This window comes from Halopseudomonas salegens (assembly GCF_900105655.1).
GTDB classification, from domain to species: domain Bacteria; phylum Pseudomonadota; class Gammaproteobacteria; order Pseudomonadales; family Pseudomonadaceae; genus Halopseudomonas; species Halopseudomonas salegens.
The window spans coordinates 1,366,780-1,382,718 of record NZ_LT629787.1; the positions used below are offsets into that span (position 1 = coordinate 1,366,780).

15 protein-coding genes are annotated in these 15,939 nt (G+C 58.6%); 14 read left to right on the forward strand and 1 reads right to left on the reverse strand.

Annotation, left to right across the window (positions count from 1 at the left end):
• The first annotated feature begins 104 nt into the window (after positions 1-104).
• The 13 genes from BLU07_RS06065 to rlmM all read left to right on the forward strand — a co-directional run bounded on the left by BLU07_RS06065 (position 105) and on the right by rlmM (position 15,163).
• Positions 105-1,124: an aspartate-semialdehyde dehydrogenase gene (locus BLU07_RS06065; protein ID WP_092385142.1), complete on the forward strand. Its 1,020-nt coding sequence runs from the start codon at positions 105-107 to the stop codon at positions 1,122-1,124.
• A 232-nt stretch (positions 1,125-1,356) separates the two neighbouring features.
• A complete protein-coding gene (locus BLU07_RS06070; RefSeq protein WP_092385144.1) occupies positions 1,357-4,296 on the forward strand; it encodes a FimV/HubP family polar landmark protein in 2,940 nt (979 codons plus the stop codon).
• A 5-nt stretch (positions 4,297-4,301) separates the two neighbouring features.
• A complete protein-coding gene (truA, locus tag BLU07_RS06075; RefSeq protein ID WP_092385147.1) occupies positions 4,302-5,168 on the forward strand; it encodes a tRNA pseudouridine(38-40) synthase TruA in 867 nt (288 codons plus the stop codon).
• Positions 5,169-5,198: 30 nt separating this feature from the next.
• On the forward strand, positions 5,199-5,816 hold the full coding sequence (locus BLU07_RS06080) for a phosphoribosylanthranilate isomerase (protein ID WP_092385149.1): 618 nt from the start codon (positions 5,199-5,201) through the stop codon (positions 5,814-5,816).
• On the forward strand, positions 5,809-7,026 hold the full coding sequence (trpB, locus tag BLU07_RS06085) for a tryptophan synthase subunit beta (RefSeq protein ID WP_092385151.1): 1,218 nt from the start codon (positions 5,809-5,811) through the stop codon (positions 7,024-7,026). The genes BLU07_RS06080 and trpB overlap by 8 nt, the downstream gene beginning before the upstream one ends.
• Before the next feature lie 10 nt (positions 7,027-7,036).
• A complete protein-coding gene (gene trpA / locus BLU07_RS06090) occupies positions 7,037-7,840 on the forward strand; it encodes a tryptophan synthase subunit alpha (protein ID WP_092385153.1) in 804 nt (267 codons plus the stop codon).
• A 44-nt stretch (positions 7,841-7,884) separates the two neighbouring features.
• On the forward strand, positions 7,885-8,793 hold the full coding sequence (gene accD, locus BLU07_RS06095) for an acetyl-CoA carboxylase, carboxyltransferase subunit beta (protein WP_092385155.1): 909 nt from the start codon (positions 7,885-7,887) through the stop codon (positions 8,791-8,793).
• Positions 8,793-10,079, forward strand: coding sequence for a bifunctional tetrahydrofolate synthase/dihydrofolate synthase (folC, locus tag BLU07_RS06100; RefSeq protein WP_092385157.1), 1,287 nt, complete (start codon positions 8,793-8,795; stop codon positions 10,077-10,079). The genes accD and folC overlap by 1 nt, the downstream gene beginning before the upstream one ends.
• On the forward strand, positions 10,072-10,668 hold the full coding sequence (locus BLU07_RS06105) for an SPOR domain-containing protein (protein WP_092385159.1): 597 nt from the start codon (positions 10,072-10,074) through the stop codon (positions 10,666-10,668). The genes folC and BLU07_RS06105 overlap by 8 nt, the downstream gene beginning before the upstream one ends.
• 71 nt (positions 10,669-10,739) lie before the next feature.
• Positions 10,740-11,219 carry a CvpA family protein gene (locus tag BLU07_RS06110; RefSeq protein WP_092389624.1) on the forward strand — a complete coding sequence of 160 codons (480 nt, stop codon included), beginning with the start codon at positions 10,740-10,742 and terminating at the stop codon, positions 11,217-11,219.
• 52 nt (positions 11,220-11,271) lie between these two features.
• Positions 11,272-12,777 (forward strand): amidophosphoribosyltransferase, encoded by a 1,506-nt coding sequence (purF, locus tag BLU07_RS06115; RefSeq protein WP_092385161.1) that lies wholly within the window; start codon positions 11,272-11,274, stop codon positions 12,775-12,777.
• Positions 12,778-12,890: 113 nt separating this feature from the next.
• On the forward strand, positions 12,891-14,108 hold the full coding sequence (locus BLU07_RS06120) for an O-succinylhomoserine sulfhydrylase (protein ID WP_092385163.1): 1,218 nt from the start codon (positions 12,891-12,893) through the stop codon (positions 14,106-14,108).
• On the forward strand, positions 14,108-15,163 hold the full coding sequence (rlmM, locus tag BLU07_RS06125; protein WP_092385165.1) for a 23S rRNA (cytidine(2498)-2'-O)-methyltransferase RlmM: 1,056 nt from the start codon (positions 14,108-14,110) through the stop codon (positions 15,161-15,163). Before BLU07_RS06120 ends, rlmM begins: the two co-directional genes overlap by 1 nt.
• A 51-nt stretch (positions 15,164-15,214) precedes the next feature.
• On the opposite strand, the gene BLU07_RS06130 is transcribed toward rlmM, so the two are convergent.
• The gene (locus BLU07_RS06130) at positions 15,215-15,499 is read right to left on the reverse strand and encodes an antibiotic biosynthesis monooxygenase family protein (RefSeq protein ID WP_092385167.1); all 285 of its coding nucleotides are present in this window, start codon (positions 15,497-15,499) and stop codon (positions 15,215-15,217) included.
• 164 nt (positions 15,500-15,663) lie between these two features.
• Here BLU07_RS06130 and tusA point away from each other — a divergent pair, with 164 nt between their 5' ends.
• Positions 15,664-15,894: a sulfurtransferase TusA gene (gene tusA / locus BLU07_RS06135; protein WP_092385169.1), complete on the forward strand. Its 231-nt coding sequence runs from the start codon at positions 15,664-15,666 to the stop codon at positions 15,892-15,894.
• The last annotated feature ends 45 nt before the right edge of the window (positions 15,895-15,939 follow it).

Genomic DNA, 15,939 nt, shown 5'->3' on the forward strand with positions numbered 1-15,939 from the left:
CCGGGGTGAAACCCGGTGCCCTTTGTGCTTCAGACAGATCGGCATTCTGACGTGGGGTGCCTCTATCGCCGACTTGTGTCGGCATCAGGCAAGGATTCAGATCGATGGCAACATCAGCAGCATGGGCAATAGTGGGCGTCAACAGCATGGTTGGCGAAAACCTGGTGGCGTTACTCGACGAGCACAGTTTCGGTTATAGCGAGCTGGCACTGTTCGAAACAGCGGAAGACGCGGGTGGGCGCCTGTTGATTGCCGGCGAGAGCCGCCGCGTCGAGCCGCTGGAGAAGGCCGACTTCAGTCGCTATGCCGTGGTGATTTTTGCCACTGAAGCGGCGGTCAGTGCGGAATGGGCTCCGCGTGCGGTGGCTGCCGGCTGCTGGGTCATCGATACCAGCGAGCAGTGGCAGGACGATACCCAGGTGCCGATGCTGGTTGCAGACGTCAACGCTGCCAGTGTTCTGGCCGGCTTGCCACGTGGCTTGCTGGTCAGTCCGGACAGTCAGGTAGTGCAGGCAGCTCTGGTGTTGCAACCCTTGCTTGGCAAAGGGTTGCGTGCAGCCACCATCAGCACCTACCAGTCACTCTCTACCCAGGGACGCAGTGCGCTGGAGGCCATGGCATTGCAAACCGGCAAGTTGCTCAATGGGCAGCCGGTAGAAGGCGGAAGTTTCGAAAAGCAGGCTGCTTTCAACCTGTTGCCGCGTATTGGTGCAGCGCAGGACGATGGCAGCAGTGCCGCTGAAGCACGCCTGGTTTCCGGTTTGCGCCGGGTTTTGCCGTTGACCGAGGTACCCTTGAGCGTCACCGCCGTGTTGGTGCCGGTCTTCTATGGCAGCGGCCACAGTCTGCAGTTGGAGCTGGAACAGCCCGTTGACCGTAAAGCGCTTGCCAGCCTGCTGCGCAAGGGCCCGGCAATCAAGATTCTCGACAAACCGGCAGCGGGCGGCTTTCCGACACCAGTTACCGAAGCTGCCGGCGATGAGCATCTTTGGGTTGGCCGTATCAGGCAGGACAGCATCGATCCAAAACGTGTCAGTTTGTGGTCAGTTGCAGACAATTTACGTGTCGGCGTGGCGAGAAATACCTTGCAAGTTGCTGAGTTGTTGATAAAAGACTATTTGTAACCGATACTTGCTGCAGGTTTGTAGTAAAGGGCGCAAGTCTGTGGGTCGACACAATTGGTATATTGAGTAGTATGCGCCAAGGGTTTGCAGTGACAGTCACGCGCCAGCGTGCTGTAAACGGAGTCAGAGGTAGAAAAGGCAAGGCTGCCGGATGGGGGCAACACAAAGACCGGCAAGAGACTTCGGAGCTGTAGGCGCAAAAGAAAAACGATAAGGCAAAGGATCTTCGCAAATGGTACGCAAACTGGTTATCGCTGTAGCCGCAGCAAGCGCTTTGATGTCAGGCAATATGGCTCATGCCCTGGGCGTAGGGGATATCAACCTGCGTTCGGCCTTGAATCAGCCGCTGGATGCCGAGATTCAATTGCTCCAGGTCCGTGACCTGGAAAGTACCGAGATTATTCCCCGCCTGGCCTCGCCAGACGACTTTGGTCGCGCCGGTATTGAACGGCCGTTTTTTCTTACCGATCTGACTTTTACCCCGGTAGTGGGGGAGGATGGTCGAGCCTTCATCCGGGTCACCTCCAATCAGCCGGTGCGCGAGCCCTTTGTCAACTTCCTGCTTGAAGTGCGCTGGCCGTCGGGTCGGGTGCTGCGTGAGTTTACCCTGCTGATCGACCCGCCGACCTATCAGGCCCGCCCGGTCACCAGTCCGTCAGTTACTCCGGCGTCCGCCAGTGCGCCAGCTTCGGCCCCGCGTGCTGAACAGCCGTCCCGGCGTACAGATGCCTCGCCAGCGCGTCAGGCATCGACCCGATCCTCTGTGCCAGAGCAGCCGGGAATGGTCACGGTCGGCCAGAACGATACCTTGTGGGTGTTGGCTCAACGCAATCGTCCACAGAATGCTTCCGTACATCAGACCATGCTGGCCATTCAGGATCTGAATCCGGATGCCTTTATCGATAACAATATCAACCGTCTGCGCAACAATCAGCGTCTGCAGATGCCCGATACTCAGCAGGCCACTCAACGCAGCCAGGGCGAGGCAATCGCCGCCGTGGCACAACAGAACGCTGACTGGCAATCTGCACGGCAAGCGGCCAGTCAGCGGCAGCTGGATGCGCGTCAGCGCGATACGGCCGCCCCGGCCCCGGCCGAGTCTGACGGTGGCGATACGCTGCGTCTGGTAGCTGGCAATGATCAGTCTGCTGCCTCAGCGACCGACAGTGGTGACGGTGACAATCAACAGCCCTTGCGAGATCAGCTTGATCAGGCCAAGGAGCAGCTGGATGCGGCCGAGCGTGAAAGAGCAGAAATGGATGATCGCTTGAGCGAAATCCAGGGCCAGCTGGAAACTGCGCAGCGGCTGTTGGAGCTGAAAGACGCCCAGTTGGCTGCCTTGCAGGAAGAGCTTGGTGCTACGCCGGAAACCCCGGATATTCTGCCGGAAGTGGATGCTGAGCTGGCTGATGTGGAAGCGGAAGCCAGCGAGCTGGACCTGACTGCAGTGCAAACCCTGGATGATCCGCGTACATCAGCGATTGGGCCCGAAAACGAGCAGGTCGTCACTGATGAAATGACAGCGCCGGAAGTTTTTGTCGAAGAACAAACGCCTGCTGCTGAACCTGCAGCGGAGCCGGCCGATGTGGTTGCTGCCGATGAACCGGCGGCACCGCCGGCCGAAACGACCCCCGAAACCAGTGAGGGCGGCGCAGATGCCATGTTGCAGCGTCTGCTGCAGAATCCTGTGGTTCTTTACACGGGCGCCGGTCTGGCTCTGATTGTGTTGTTGTTGATCCTGATGGCTCTGTCGCGCCGCAATGCTCGTCGCGAAGAAGAGATGGCCGACAACTTTATCGCTCAGGCCAGTCGTGAACAGGCGGCAGAAGCCGAGCAGGATGATGATTTCAATGTTGCTCTGGCATCCTTTGATGAAGAGGCAGAGGATGACGGGGAGGATGCGCTGGTAGCTGCTGAAGGTTTGCTGGCTTATGGCAAGCTCGACGAGGCGCGGGATCTCCTGGTCAGAGCACTTGAGCAAGAACCTGATCGCAGTGATCTGCGACTCAAGTTGATGGAAGTGGAAGCATTGCGTGAAAACGCTGCCGGCTACGCCGAGCAGGGCACGGCTCTGCGCGCCGAAGGTGGCAACGAACCGTCACTGAATGCCCTTGATCAGCGGTTCCCGGCCGTTGCCGCTGCGGCAGCCGCTCTGGCTGGTGCCGGAGCAGTAGCCGCAGAAACCGATGCCGATAATGATCTGGCTGATGCCGACTTCTTCTCGACCGACGACCAGGCAGGCGCGTCCTCGGAGAGCGACGAGCTGGATGCCGAGTTTGATCTGGGTGAGCTCGCTGGTGAGGATGAACTGAGCAGTCTGGCCGACAGTGGCGACAATGCCAGCGCCGACGAACTGGACCTTGATTTTGATCTGGAAGACGGGCTGGGCGACGAGCTCTCGCGCACCGAGCCGGATGCCGAATCAGTTGGAATCGATCTGGAAGCTGATGACCTGGCAGCCGAGCTTGACGGCACCCTCGACACCGCTGGCACACAAGATGATGTCAAAACTGACCAGCAAGCGCCGGCAGACAGCAACCTTGACAGCCTGGATGCCGACTTTGACCTGTCGCTCACGGATGACCTGCCGGAGGAAGACCTTGAGCTGTCGCTTGGCTCCAATGATGAAACGGCCACCGATGAGGTTGACGAGTTGTCCTTGCCGGAAAGTGATGATCTGATGCTGGATTGGTCGCTGGACGATGATGCCGTTGAAGGGACGGACAGCCCGGTAACTGCCCCGGATACACTGGAGACAGCCCGCGCTGAGACCGGCGATAACGATAGTCTTTCCGATGATGAATTGCTGGATTTTGAATCCGAGTTCAATGCGGCCATGTCAGAGGATGATGCCAGTACCAGTCTGGATGCCGAGGAAACCGCTGAATCAACTGCCGATGCATTGGAGGCAACACCAGAGCAGCCGGTTGATGCACAGACTCAAACCAATGTGGAGAAGCCTGCCGACATGGATGCCAGCATGGATGACGATGATGACTTTGATTTCCTTTCCGGTACCGACGAGACTGCGACCAAGCTGGATCTGGCGCGAGCCTATGTTGAAATGGGCGATCAGGAAGGTGCCCGCGATATTCTCAACGAAGTCGTAGACGAAGGCAGCGAGCAGCAGCAGCAGGAAGCGCGTGGCTTGCTGGAGCAGTTGGACAACTGATACGAATGACGAAAGATGTTGTTGTAGCGGCCGCCCCTGAGGCGGCCGCTGTTGTTTCCAGAGTTGCCGCCTGCGTTGAATACCGTGGCACTGCCTACCGTGGCTGGCAGCGCCAGCAGCCCGGAGTGCCGAGCGTTCAGGAAGCAGTGGAAAAGGCCTTGAGCCGGGTGGCTGATCATCCGGTGAACCTGTTTTGTGCCGGTCGAACGGATGCCGGAGTGCATGCGTCCGGTCAGGTTATCCATTTTGACAGTCATGCCCGGCGTGAACCACGCAACTGGATCCACGGTGCCAATGCCAATCTGCCGCCGGATATTAGCCTCAGTTGGGTCAAATACGTCCCCGAGGATTTTCACGCGCGATTTTCCGCCAGCGCGCGACGTTATCGTTACGTCATTTACAACGATCCGATTCGACCTGCACACCTGGCCCATGAGGTGACCTGGAATTATCGCCCGCTGGATCTGACACGCATGCAACAAGCCGCTCGAGCGTTGTTGGGTCAGCATGATTTCAGCGCCTACCGTGCCGTGGCTTGCCAGGCGAAATCACCGATCAAGACCATTCATCACCTGGAACTGGTGCGTTTCGGCCAGTTCATTGTTCTGGATATTCGTGCCAATGCCTTCTTGCATCACATGGTGCGCAATATCGCCGGCGTATTGATGCAGATCGGTTGCGGTGACAAACCGGTAGCTTGGGCGGAGGAGGTGCTGGACGGCCAGGATCGTCGTCACGGTGGGCTGACTGCGCCGGGCTATGGTTTGTATCTGGTCGACGTTACTTATCCGCAGCATTTTGCCTTGCCTGAGCGTTATCTCGGTCCGCACTTTCTCTCCGGGCTGAATGAACGCCTGCCGCGCATCTGTTAAACTGTTGTTTTTATCCAGGTAATCACTGTTATGCCGGTGCGAATCAAGATTTGTGGCATTACCCGCGTGGAGGATGCGCTGGCGGCAGCCGAGGCGGGTGCCGATGCCATTGGTCTGGTGTTTTATGCGCCCAGTCCGCGCGCTGTCAGTGCTGCGCAGGCGGCTGCCATTGTGCAGGCGCTGCCGCCTTTCGTCACCACGGTTGGCCTGTTCGTCAATGCTGCGGCCGATGAGGTGAAAGCTGTTCTGGCCGAGGTGCCGCTGGATCTGTTGCAGTTTCACGGCGACGAGCCGGACGCCTATTGCGGTCAGTTTCAGCGTCCCTACATGAAGGCGCTGCGTGTGCGCCCCGGTGATGACCTGAATCAGCTGGCTGCCCAGTGGCCCGGTGCTGCGGGTATTTTGCTGGACAGCTACAAGGCCGGCGTCCCCGGTGGTACCGGAGAAACCTTCGACTGGTCGTCAATTCCGGCGCATAGAGACTGGGCCCTGGTCCTTGCAGGGGGGCTGGACGCCAACAATGTCGCGGCGTCGATTACTGCAAGCCATCCTTGGGCGGTTGACGTCAGCGGCGGGGTGGAAGCAGCCAAAGGCATCAAGGACAGTGAAAAAATTCAAGCATTTGTTCATGAGGTGAAGCGTGTCTGAGACAACTCCGATCAATTTTGCAGCGGTACCGGATGCGCGTGGCCATTTTGGCCCCTACGGTGGTCGCTTTGTGTCTGAAACCCTGATGGATGCGATGGAGGAGCTGGAGGCCTTATACAATAAGCTTTCCGCGGATCCCGCTTTTCAGGCTGAATTTGATTATGACCTGGCGCACTATGTCGGTCGTCCGTCCCCGCTGTATCTGGCCGAGCGTCTGACCGCCAAGGTCGGTGGCGCGCAGATCTGGCTGAAGCGCGAAGACCTCAACCATACGGGCGCGCACAAGGTGAACAACACCATCGGGCAGGCCTTGCTGGCCAAGCACATGGGCAAGCCGCGAGTGATTGCCGAGACGGGCGCCGGCCAGCATGGTGTGGCAACAGCCACTGTCGCTGCGCGCTTGGGGCTCAAATGCCAGGTCTACATGGGGGCGGAAGACGTCAAGCGGCAGTCGCTGAATGTCTATCGCATGAAGCTGCTGGGTGCGGAAGTGATTCCGGTGACCTCCGGCTCGAAAACCCTGAAAGATGCCATGAACGAAGCCATGCGCGACTGGGTGACCAATATCGATGACACCTTTTACATCATCGGAACTGTGGCCGGTCCGCATCCCTATCCCAAGCTGGTGCGTGATTTCCAGTGCGTGATTGGCCGTGAAGCCCGTGCCCAGATGCTGGCCCAGGCCGGCTGCCTGCCGGATGCTCTGGTGGCCTGTGTGGGTGGCGGCTCAAACGCCATCGGCCTGTTCCACCCCTTCCTGGATGACGCCGATGTCGCCATGTATGGCGTCGAGGCGGGCGGTCTGGGGATTGCCACCGGGCAACATGCCGCGCCGCTGAGCGCCGGGCGCCCTGGCGTGCTGCATGGTAATCGTACCTACCTGATGGAAGACGATGCCGGGCAGATCATTGAGACCCATTCGGTGTCCGCCGGTCTCGATTATCCCGGTGTCGGTCCGGAGCACAGCTGGCTCAAGGACAATGGTCGGGTCAGTTATGTCGATGCAACTGACGAGGAGGCCCTGACAGCCTTCCGTGAGTTGACTCGGGTCGAAGGCATCATGCCAGCGCTGGAATCCAGCCATGCGGTGGCCTACGCCATGAAACTGGCCGCCACCATGCGCCCTGATCAGCATATCGTCATCAACCTGTCCGGGCGTGGCGACAAGGATATCCATACCGTTGCCGGCATTGACGGCATCAGCATCTGAAGAGTTGAACATGAGTCGAATTGAAGCCTGTTTCACCGCCCTGCATGCCCAGAGTCGCAAGGCCCTGATACCTTACGTCACGGCTGGTGACCCCAATCCGGATATGACCCTGCCGTTGATGCATGATCTGGTCAGCGCCGGTGCTGACATCATTGAGCTGGGAATCCCTTTTTCCGATCCCATGGCTGATGGCCCGGTTATCCAGCAAGCCATGGAGCGTGCTCTGGCACACCATGTCAGCCTGACCCAGGTGCTGGACATGGTCCGTGAGTTTCGCCGCAGCAATGACACCACTCCGGTCGTGTTGATGGGTTACCTCAACCCCGTCGAGCGTATGGGGTATGCTGAATTTGCCGAGGCTGCATCAGCTGCAGGCGTGGATGCGGTATTGACTGTGGACCTGCCGCCGGAAGAAGCCGATGAAGTCACCGAGCTGTTTCGCGCCAAGGGCCTGGACTGTATTTTTCTGCTGTCGCCAACCACTACTATGGATCGCGCGCGCAAGATTTGCACTCACGCCAGCGGCTACGTGTACTATGTTTCACTGAAAGGTGTGACCGGTTCCAGTACTTTGAACGTCACCGAAGTAGCAAACAAGCTCGAACAGCTGCGTACCGTGACCGATTTGCCCATTGGGGTCGGCTTTGGTATCCGTGACGGCGAGTCGGCAGCAGCCGTTGCGGCCGTGGCAGATGGTGTTGTGGTTGGCTCGGTACTGGTTAACCAGATTGCCGCCAATGAGCAAGCGCCTGAGCAGGTACGAAGTGCGATCAGCGCTATTATTGCGGATATGCGCGCGGCCATGGACCGCTGAAACGAGCATTTTATCGGTAACCCGGACAACGAAAAGGAATGGCAATGAGCAACTGGCTGGTGGACAAACTGATTCCCTCGATTGTGCGCTCGGAAGCACAGAAGAGCAGCGTGCCGGAAGGTCTGTGGCGCAAGTGCCCATCCTGCGATGCAGTTCTTTATCGACCTGAACTCGAGAAAAATCTCGACGTCTGCATGAAGTGCGATCATCACCTGCGCATCGATGCTCGCCGTCGCCTTGATCTGTTCCTTGATCCGGAAGGGCGCAAGGAAATAGCGGGTGAGCTCGAGCCCATCGACAAGCTCAAGTTCCGGGATACCAAGAAGTACAAGGACCGTTTGAGCGCAGCGCAAAAGAGCACCGGCGAGAAAGATGCCCTGGTGGTCATGCAGGGCGCGCTCAAGAGTATGCCGGTGGTTGCCAGCGCATTTGAATTCAACTTTATGGGCGGCTCCATGGGTAGCGTCGTTGGTGCACGCTTTGTCCGTGGCGCCGAAGCCGCGCTGGAACAGCGTATTCCTTATGTCTGTTTCTCCGCTTCTGGCGGTGCGCGTATGCAGGAAGCGCTGTTTTCGTTGATGCAGATGGCTAAAACCAGTGCTGCGCTGGCCCGCTTGCGTGAAGAAGGTATCCCGTTTATTTCGGTGATGACTGACCCGGTTTACGGTGGTGTATCAGCCAGTCTGGCCATGCTGGGTGATCTCAATGTAGCCGAGCCCAACGCTTTGATCGGCTTTGCCGGCCCGCGGGTGATTGAGCAAACGGTAAGGGAAAAACTCCCTGCCGGTTTTCAACGCAGTGAGTTCCTCCTTGATCACGGTGCACTGGACCTGATTGTGCCGCGCTATGAAATGCGCGATCGGCTGGCCAGTGCGCTGGCTATGCTGACAGCGCAACCGGCCCCGCAAGAGGATGTTGTTGCTGAAGACGCCGTGGAGAGCGCTGCCCCCTGATGCCACCGAGCACATTGGCGGATTGGCTGGCCCGGCTTGAACAGCTGCACCCCAAGGAGATCGATATGGGGTTGCAGCGCGTCAGTCAGGTTGCCCGGCGTTTGGGCGTGTTGCAGCCAGCACCGCTGGTAGTGACCGTGAGCGGTACAAATGGCAAGGGGTCCACCTGTGCTGCGGTGCATGCCCTGCTACAGGCTGCCGGCCAGCACGCCGGCTGCTACTCCTCTCCGCACCTGATTCACTATAACGAGCGCGTACGCATTGGTGATCAATTTGCCAGTGACGAGCAGTTGTGCGCCGCCTTCGCTTCCATCGAAGCTGTACGTGGTGACGTTTCCCTGACCTATTTTGAGTTTGGCACCCTGGCCGCGCTTTTGCTGTTTCAGCGTGCCGAGCTGGATGCGGTGGTACTGGAGGTTGGACTGGGTGGACGGCTGGATGCGGTCAACGTGGTCGATGCGGACATCGCCATCGTCACCAGTATCGGGTTGGATCACCAGCAGTACCTGGGTGACAGCCGGGATTCAGTCGGTTACGAGAAGGCCGGCATTGCGCGTGCCGGTCGGCCGCTGATCTGCGGTGAAACCGATTTGCCATCGCGCTTCATCAGTACGTTGTCAGATATCGGCCCCCGGGTTTACCAGCGCGGCAGGGAGCTTGACTGGCAGCCCCAGGGTGACGAGGGTGACTGGCAGGTGCGGGTTCAGGATCGAGATGGCGCTGAGCACACAATCGGGCCCTTGCCGCCTGTCGACTTGCCACGCGACAACCTGCTGCTGGCGATTCAGGCCAGCGTCCTGGCTGGCTGCCGGCTGTCGACGCTGCAAATCAGTCAGGCTCTGCAGCCATTGCGGCTGCCCGGACGGATGGACTGGCATGTCCTGGAGTGGCGCGACCAGCCACGTCGGTTATGCCTGGATGTCGGGCATAACCCGCACGCCGCTGCCTGGCTGGCCAAGACCCTGGCACGCCATCAGCACCCCGTGCGTGCGGTGTTTTCCGCGCTGGATGACAAAGACGTAGTGGGTATCGTGCGGGCTCTGCGCGGTTGTTTTGTCGATTGGGCATTGGCTCCATTGCCTTCCCCGAGAAGTCGCAGTCCCGGTGAATTGCAGCAATTGCTGGACGGCCAGGGTGAAACGGCCCATTGTCATGTCAGTGTGGTTGCGGCGATCAGTGCTCAACTTGACGCTGACGACCAGAGTGCGATCATGGTTTTCGGCTCTTTTTATACCGTCGCGGCAGCCCTTGAATGGCTCGCTTCAGAGGAGAAAAACAATGGATAGCGGACTCAAGCAGCGTGTTATCGGTGCTCTGGTGCTTATAGTGGCAGCGGTTATTTTTCTGCCCATGCTGCTCACCGGGCAGGATGAAACAGTTGAAGTCGAGATCGAGGTGCCTGAGCCGGCCAGTATGCCCGCTCCCGAAGTGGCCGCTCCCCCCGCTATCGAGCCGCGTGAGCCTGAGCCGGTGGCGGAAATGCCTTTGCGTGAACCTGAGCCAATTGAATCAACCCCGGTACCCGCTGTGGAGCAGGACCCTGAACCGGCTGAGCCGCAACCGCCGTCAGGTCCACTGGTGACTGCGCCATCGGAACCGGCCAGCGTGACTGCCGAGGTTACCGGCGACTGGGTCATTCAGTTGGGCAGCTTCGCCAACGCCGATAATGCACGCGGTTTCGTCAGTACGCTTAACGAACGCGGATACAACGCCTATGCGCGCAGTGCTGAAACTGATGGCCGCAGCATTACCCGCGTATTTGTCGGGCCGTTGCAGAACCGGGCCGCTGCGGAGCGTTTGCGTGACGAGCTCAAACGCAACCATGAGGTTGAAGGGTTGGTTGTCGCCCATGATGATGATTCACGCCGACCCTGAACATTGTGTTTCGACCAGGCCAGCGGCTCTGATAGAATAATGCACTTTTCCAGCAGGCAGGGGTGCTAGCCGTGGCGTTTGAGTGGGTTGACTGGGCTATTATTGCCATCATCGCGGTGTCTGCGTTGATCAGCCTCGCTCGCGGCTTCGTCAAGGAAGCACTGTCGCTGGTTACCTGGTTATTGGCTGGCCTGGTTGCCTGGATGTTCGGCGGCGCACTGGCCGAACACTTCGCACCCTGGATTGAAACACCGTCGGTACGGGTTGTGGTGGCCTGCGTGCTGCTGTTCGTATTGACCCTTATTATTGGTGGGCTGATCAATTACATGATCGGTCAATTGGTCGTTTTTACTGGCCTCAGTGGCACGGATCGCTTTCTCGGTATGGTTTTTGGCGCTGCACGCGGTGCCTTGCTGGTGGTGGTAGCGGTTGGCCTGCTCAGTCTGGGCCCGGTTGAAGCCGATGACTGGTGGCGCCAGTCGACGCTTATTCCGCATTTTCTCCTGGTTGCCGACTGGTCGAAAGCCACGGCTCTGGGTTATTTCGAGTAGCTGGTTGCGCACGTGTGGCGTGTGGCCGGATCGACGACAAAAGGTGTAAGTCATGTGTGGCATTGTTGGCATAGTGGGCAAGTCGAACGTCAATCAGGCGCTCTATGATGCCCTGACCGTCCTGCAGCATCGCGGCCAGGACGCCGCCGGCATAGTAACCTGTGACCGTGGCCGTCTGTTTTTGCGCAAGGACAATGGCCTGGTACGGGATGTGTTCCACCAGCGGCACATGCAGCGTCTGGTGGGCAGCATGGGCATCGGTCACGTACGTTACCCGACTGCAGGCTCATCCAGCTCGGCCGAGGCGCAGCCTTTCTATGTCAATTCGCCCTATGGCATTACCCTTGCGCATAACGGCAATCTGACCAACGTCGAGCAGTTGTCACGGGAAATCTACGAATCCGATCTGCGGCATGTGAACACCAATTCGGATTCTGAAGTCCTGCTCAATGTATTCGCCCACGAACTGGCGCTGGGCGGCAAGCTGCAGCCCACGGAAGAAGATATTTTCAAAGCCGTTCGTGCCGTACACAAGCGCTGCCGGGGCGGCTATGCCGCTGTGGCCATGATCACCGGTTACGGTGTCGTCGGTTTCCGTGATCCGCGTGCCATCCGTCCGATCGTCTTCGGCAAACGCGAAACCGAGCATGGCACCGAGTACATGGTTGCCTCGGAAAGCGTAGCCCTGGACGTGCTGGGGTTTGATCTGATTCGTGATCTGGAACCGGGTGAAGCGGTCTATATCACCGAAAAAGGTGCCATGCACACCCGTCAGTGTGCCGAAAACCCCGAGTCTTCACCTTGCATCTTCGAACATGTCTATCTGGCCCGACCTGACTCGATGATCGACAAGGTGCTGGTCTACAAGGCACGCCTGCGCATGGGCGAAAAGCTGGCGGAAAAAATTCTCCGCGAACGTCCACAGCATGATATCGACGTGGTGATTCCGATTCCGGACACCAGCCGTACGTCGGCGGTCGAGCTGGCCAATCATCTCGGCGTGAAATTCCGTGAAGGTTTCGTCAAGAATCGGTATATCGGGCGTACTTTCATCATGCCGGGTCAGGCCGCACGCAAGAAGTCGGTGCGCCAGAAGCTGAACGCGATCGAACTGGAGTTTCGCGGCAAGAATGTCATGTTGGTGGATGATTCGATTGTGCGCGGTACCACCTGCAAACAGATCATTCAGATGGCCCGTGAAGCCGGGGCAAAAAATGTGTACTTCTGCTCGGCAGCACCGGCCGTGCGTTACCCCAATGTATACGGCATCGACATGCCCAGCGCCCATGAGCTGATTGCTCATGGGCGGACCACAGAAGAAGTGGCCGAACTGATCGGTGCTGATTGGCTGCTCTACCAGGATCTGGAAGATCTGGTTGAGGCAGTCAGCGAAGGCAACCCGGACATTCACCATTACGACTGCTCGGTTTTCACCGGCGAGTATGTCACTGGCGATGTCAATGAAGCCTATCTCGGCAAGATCGAACAGGCGCGTAATGATTCTGCCAAAGCAATGGCTGACGTCGGCAATGCAGTGATTGAGCTGCACAATAACTGATCGACAGACTGCAGCGCTTGGCAACACTGACTGATTGCACCGGATCACCATGTGGCAGCACCTTGCCTGGGTGATCCGGATGCCGTCGGTCAGTGCCAATTCAGAGGTTTTTTATGAGTCACGAATGGGATGCCGGGCGGCTGGACAGTGAGCTGCAAAACGCCGGTTTTGATACTCTGGCGGTGCGCGCCGGGCAACGCCGCGGGCCTGAAGCCGAGCATGGTGAAGCACTGTTTCTGACCTCCAGCTACGTGTTTCGCAGTGCGGCCGATGCTGCCGCCTGTTTTGCCGGTGACGCTCCAGGCAACGTTTACTCGCGGTACATGAATCCGACGGTGCGCACATTTGAAGAGCGCATTGCCGCGCTGGAAGGCGCCGAACAGGCAGTAGCTACCTCATCCGGCATGGCCGCCATTCTGGCCATGGTCATGAGCCTGTGTTCGGCGGGCGATCATATTCTGGTCTCGCGCAGTGTCTTTGGCGCTACCGTCACTCTCTTCGAGAAGTACTTCAAACGCTTCGGCGTCGAGGTCGATTACGTCACCCTGGCTGATACGCAGGCCTGGCAGGCTGCCTGTAAACCCAATACCCGACTCTTCTTTGTCGAGTCGCCGTCCAACCCACTGGCGGAACTGGTCGATATCGCTGCATTGGCCGAGGTTGCCCATCAGCAGGGTGCCTTGCTGGCAGTGGATAACTGTTTCTGCACCCCGGCCCTGCAAAAGCCTGTGGAGCTGGGCGCGGATATCGTTATCCACTCCGCGACCAAATACATTGATGGTCAGGGCCGTTGTCTGGGTGGTGTGGTGGCCGGGCGCAGCGAGCAAATGAAAGAGGTGGTCGGTTTTCTGCGTACCGCCGGCCCGACCCTGAGTCCGTTCAATGCCTGGGTCTTTCTCAAGGGCCTGGAAACCCTGCGCTTGCGCATGCAGGCGCATTGCGCCAGTGCGCTGCAACTGGCGACCTGGCTGGAGCAGCAGGACGGTATCGAAAAGGTCTATTACGCGGGCTTGCCCACGCATCCACAGCATGAATTGGCCAAACAGCAGCAAACCGGCTTTGGTGCCGTGGTCAGTTTTGAAGTCAGTGGCGGCAAGGCGGCGGCCTGGCGTTTTATTGATGCCACTCGCCTGATGTCGATTACCGCCAACCTGGGGGATGCCAAGACCACTATCACGCACCCGGCGACCACCACTCATGGCCGCTGGACACCGGAAGCCCGTGCTGAAGCCGGCATCCAGGACAACCTGATTCGGGTTGCCGTGGGGCTGGAAGAGGTTGCGGATATCCAGACTGACCTGGCTCTGGGGCTGGCGGCGGTGCGTCCCTGATGCAGGAACTCTTGCTGCATTGCCGGCCCGGTTTCGAGGGCGAAGTGGCTGCCGAGATGCAGCAGCGGGCAGGTGAACTGGGTATTGCCGGCTATCCGGTGGCTAAAACCGGCGAAGCCCTGGTGCGCTTTGTTTGCCCCCAGCCCGGCGATGCCGAGCGGCTGATACGCAAGCTGGATTTCCGCTCACTGATTTTCGTTCGTCAGTGGGCGCTGGGCAGTTGGCTGGACGTGCCGGCCGAGGACCGCATCAGTCCGATTATTACGGCCTGCGCAGCGGGCCCTCTGGCGTCAGAGCTCTGGCTGGAAACTGCCGATACCAACGATGGCAAGGCCATGGCGGCGCTGCTGAAAAAGCTGCGCGCGCCCTTGCAGTCGTCACTGGAAAAGACCCGTTTCTTGCGTCCGAAAAAAACGGATTTGCCGCGTCTGCATCTGTGCTTTGAAAGTGGGCAGCGGGTATTCGTCGGCTGGTCCTGGGCTGAGAACGCAGCGCCCTGGCCCATGGGAATCCCTCGTTTGCGCGTTCCCAAAGGGGCGCCCAGTCGCTCGACACTGAAACTGGAAGAGGCCTGGCATCACTTTATTCCGCGTGATGATTGGGATAGCCGGCTGGCTGCCGGCATGACGGCGGTTGACCTGGGTGCCGCTCCCGGCGGCTGGACCTGGCAACTGGTCAACCGGCTGATGAAGGTCACGGCGATTGATAATGGCCCGATGGCGCAGAGTCTGATGGACAGTGGACAGGTTGAGCATATTCAGGCCGATGGCTATATGTACAAGCCCAAGCGTCCGGTGAACTGGATGGTCTGCGACATCGTCGACAAGCCAGCGCGCAGCAGTGCGCTACTGGCAAGATGGTTGAGTCGTGGCTGGTGTCACGAGGCGGTGATCAACTTCAAATTGCCGATGAAGCGCCGCTATGAAGAAGTCATTCAGTGCATGGAGCACGTACAGAAGGCACTGGATGCTGCCGGCGTGGAGGCTTCTCTGGCGTGCAAACAGCTATACAGTGATCGCGAAGAAGTCACCTGTCACGCCCGCGTCAAGCGCTGACGGGCCCGCGTAGCAGCCCGTCAGTCCATCATCTGAAACCGATTCAGAGATTCAAATAGGCTCCAGCAGGGTAATGCGCTCTTCCTGTTGCAAAATAGCGGAAAAGGCTCCGATGCTTTCCTTGCGCGCGGCGGAGTTTTCCCAGCGCTCCCAGGAATGTCGGTTCTGCCAGGTCACCACAATAACGCGGTGATTCGGCCGCTCCAGATCCTGAAACGATTCCCCGGAGATGAAACCTGGCGACTGGATGGCTTTTTGCAGCATATTGCGGGCGATTTCTTCGTAGGGGTGTTCGAGACCTTCGGCGATGATGCGCTCGATCAGGACTTTGATCATGCTGATTCCTTAACTCATGCTATGGGGTGTACACCTTGATTATAGGCCTTGTACGCAGCCTTTTGCGCGGGTAGACAAGGATTTTTTCCAGCAATCGATGCTGGCCGTCGTGTCCGGCTTTGGGGATAATACCCGGACACCTGCAAGTGGATTGATGTTAGCCAATGACTGATCAACAACTGGATACCCGTGGTTTATTGTGCCCTGAGCCGGTCATGCTGCTGCACAATGCCGTGCGTGATATTCAACCCGGTGAGCGTCTGCAGGTGTTGGCCACAGACCCTTCAACCCAGCGTGATATTCCGCGTTTTTGCCAATTCCTCGGTCACCAGCTGTTGTCGCAAAGCGAGGTAGACGGCGAGTTTCATTATCTGATCGAGAAGGGCGAGATCTAAAGCTCTCTGTAATGGGTGCCGCGTTGGGCAACGCTGAGCCAATAG

Coding starts and splice junctions, on each gene's coding strand:
- BLU07_RS06130 (WP_092385167.1), bottom strand. CDS start 15,499: ATGATCAAAGTCCTGATCGAGCGCATCATCGCCGAAGGTCTCGAACAC.
- folC (WP_092385157.1), top strand. CDS start 8,793: ATGCCACCGAGCACATTGGCGGATTGGCTGGCCCGGCTTGAACAGCTG.
- tusA (WP_092385169.1), top strand. CDS start 15,664: ATGACTGATCAACAACTGGATACCCGTGGTTTATTGTGCCCTGAGCCG.
- rlmM (WP_092385165.1), top strand. CDS start 14,108: ATGCAGGAACTCTTGCTGCATTGCCGGCCCGGTTTCGAGGGCGAAGTG.
- BLU07_RS06080 (WP_092385149.1), top strand. CDS start 5,199: ATGCCGGTGCGAATCAAGATTTGTGGCATTACCCGCGTGGAGGATGCG.
- truA (WP_092385147.1), top strand. CDS start 4,302: ATGACGAAAGATGTTGTTGTAGCGGCCGCCCCTGAGGCGGCCGCTGTT.
- BLU07_RS06065 (WP_092385142.1), top strand. CDS start 105: ATGGCAACATCAGCAGCATGGGCAATAGTGGGCGTCAACAGCATGGTT.
- purF (WP_092385161.1), top strand. CDS start 11,272: ATGTGTGGCATTGTTGGCATAGTGGGCAAGTCGAACGTCAATCAGGCG.
- BLU07_RS06105 (WP_092385159.1), top strand. CDS start 10,072: ATGGATAGCGGACTCAAGCAGCGTGTTATCGGTGCTCTGGTGCTTATA.
- accD (WP_092385155.1), top strand. CDS start 7,885: ATGAGCAACTGGCTGGTGGACAAACTGATTCCCTCGATTGTGCGCTCG.
- BLU07_RS06120 (WP_092385163.1), top strand. CDS start 12,891: ATGAGTCACGAATGGGATGCCGGGCGGCTGGACAGTGAGCTGCAAAAC.
- trpA (WP_092385153.1), top strand. CDS start 7,037: ATGAGTCGAATTGAAGCCTGTTTCACCGCCCTGCATGCCCAGAGTCGC.
- BLU07_RS06070 (WP_092385144.1), top strand. CDS start 1,357: ATGGTACGCAAACTGGTTATCGCTGTAGCCGCAGCAAGCGCTTTGATG.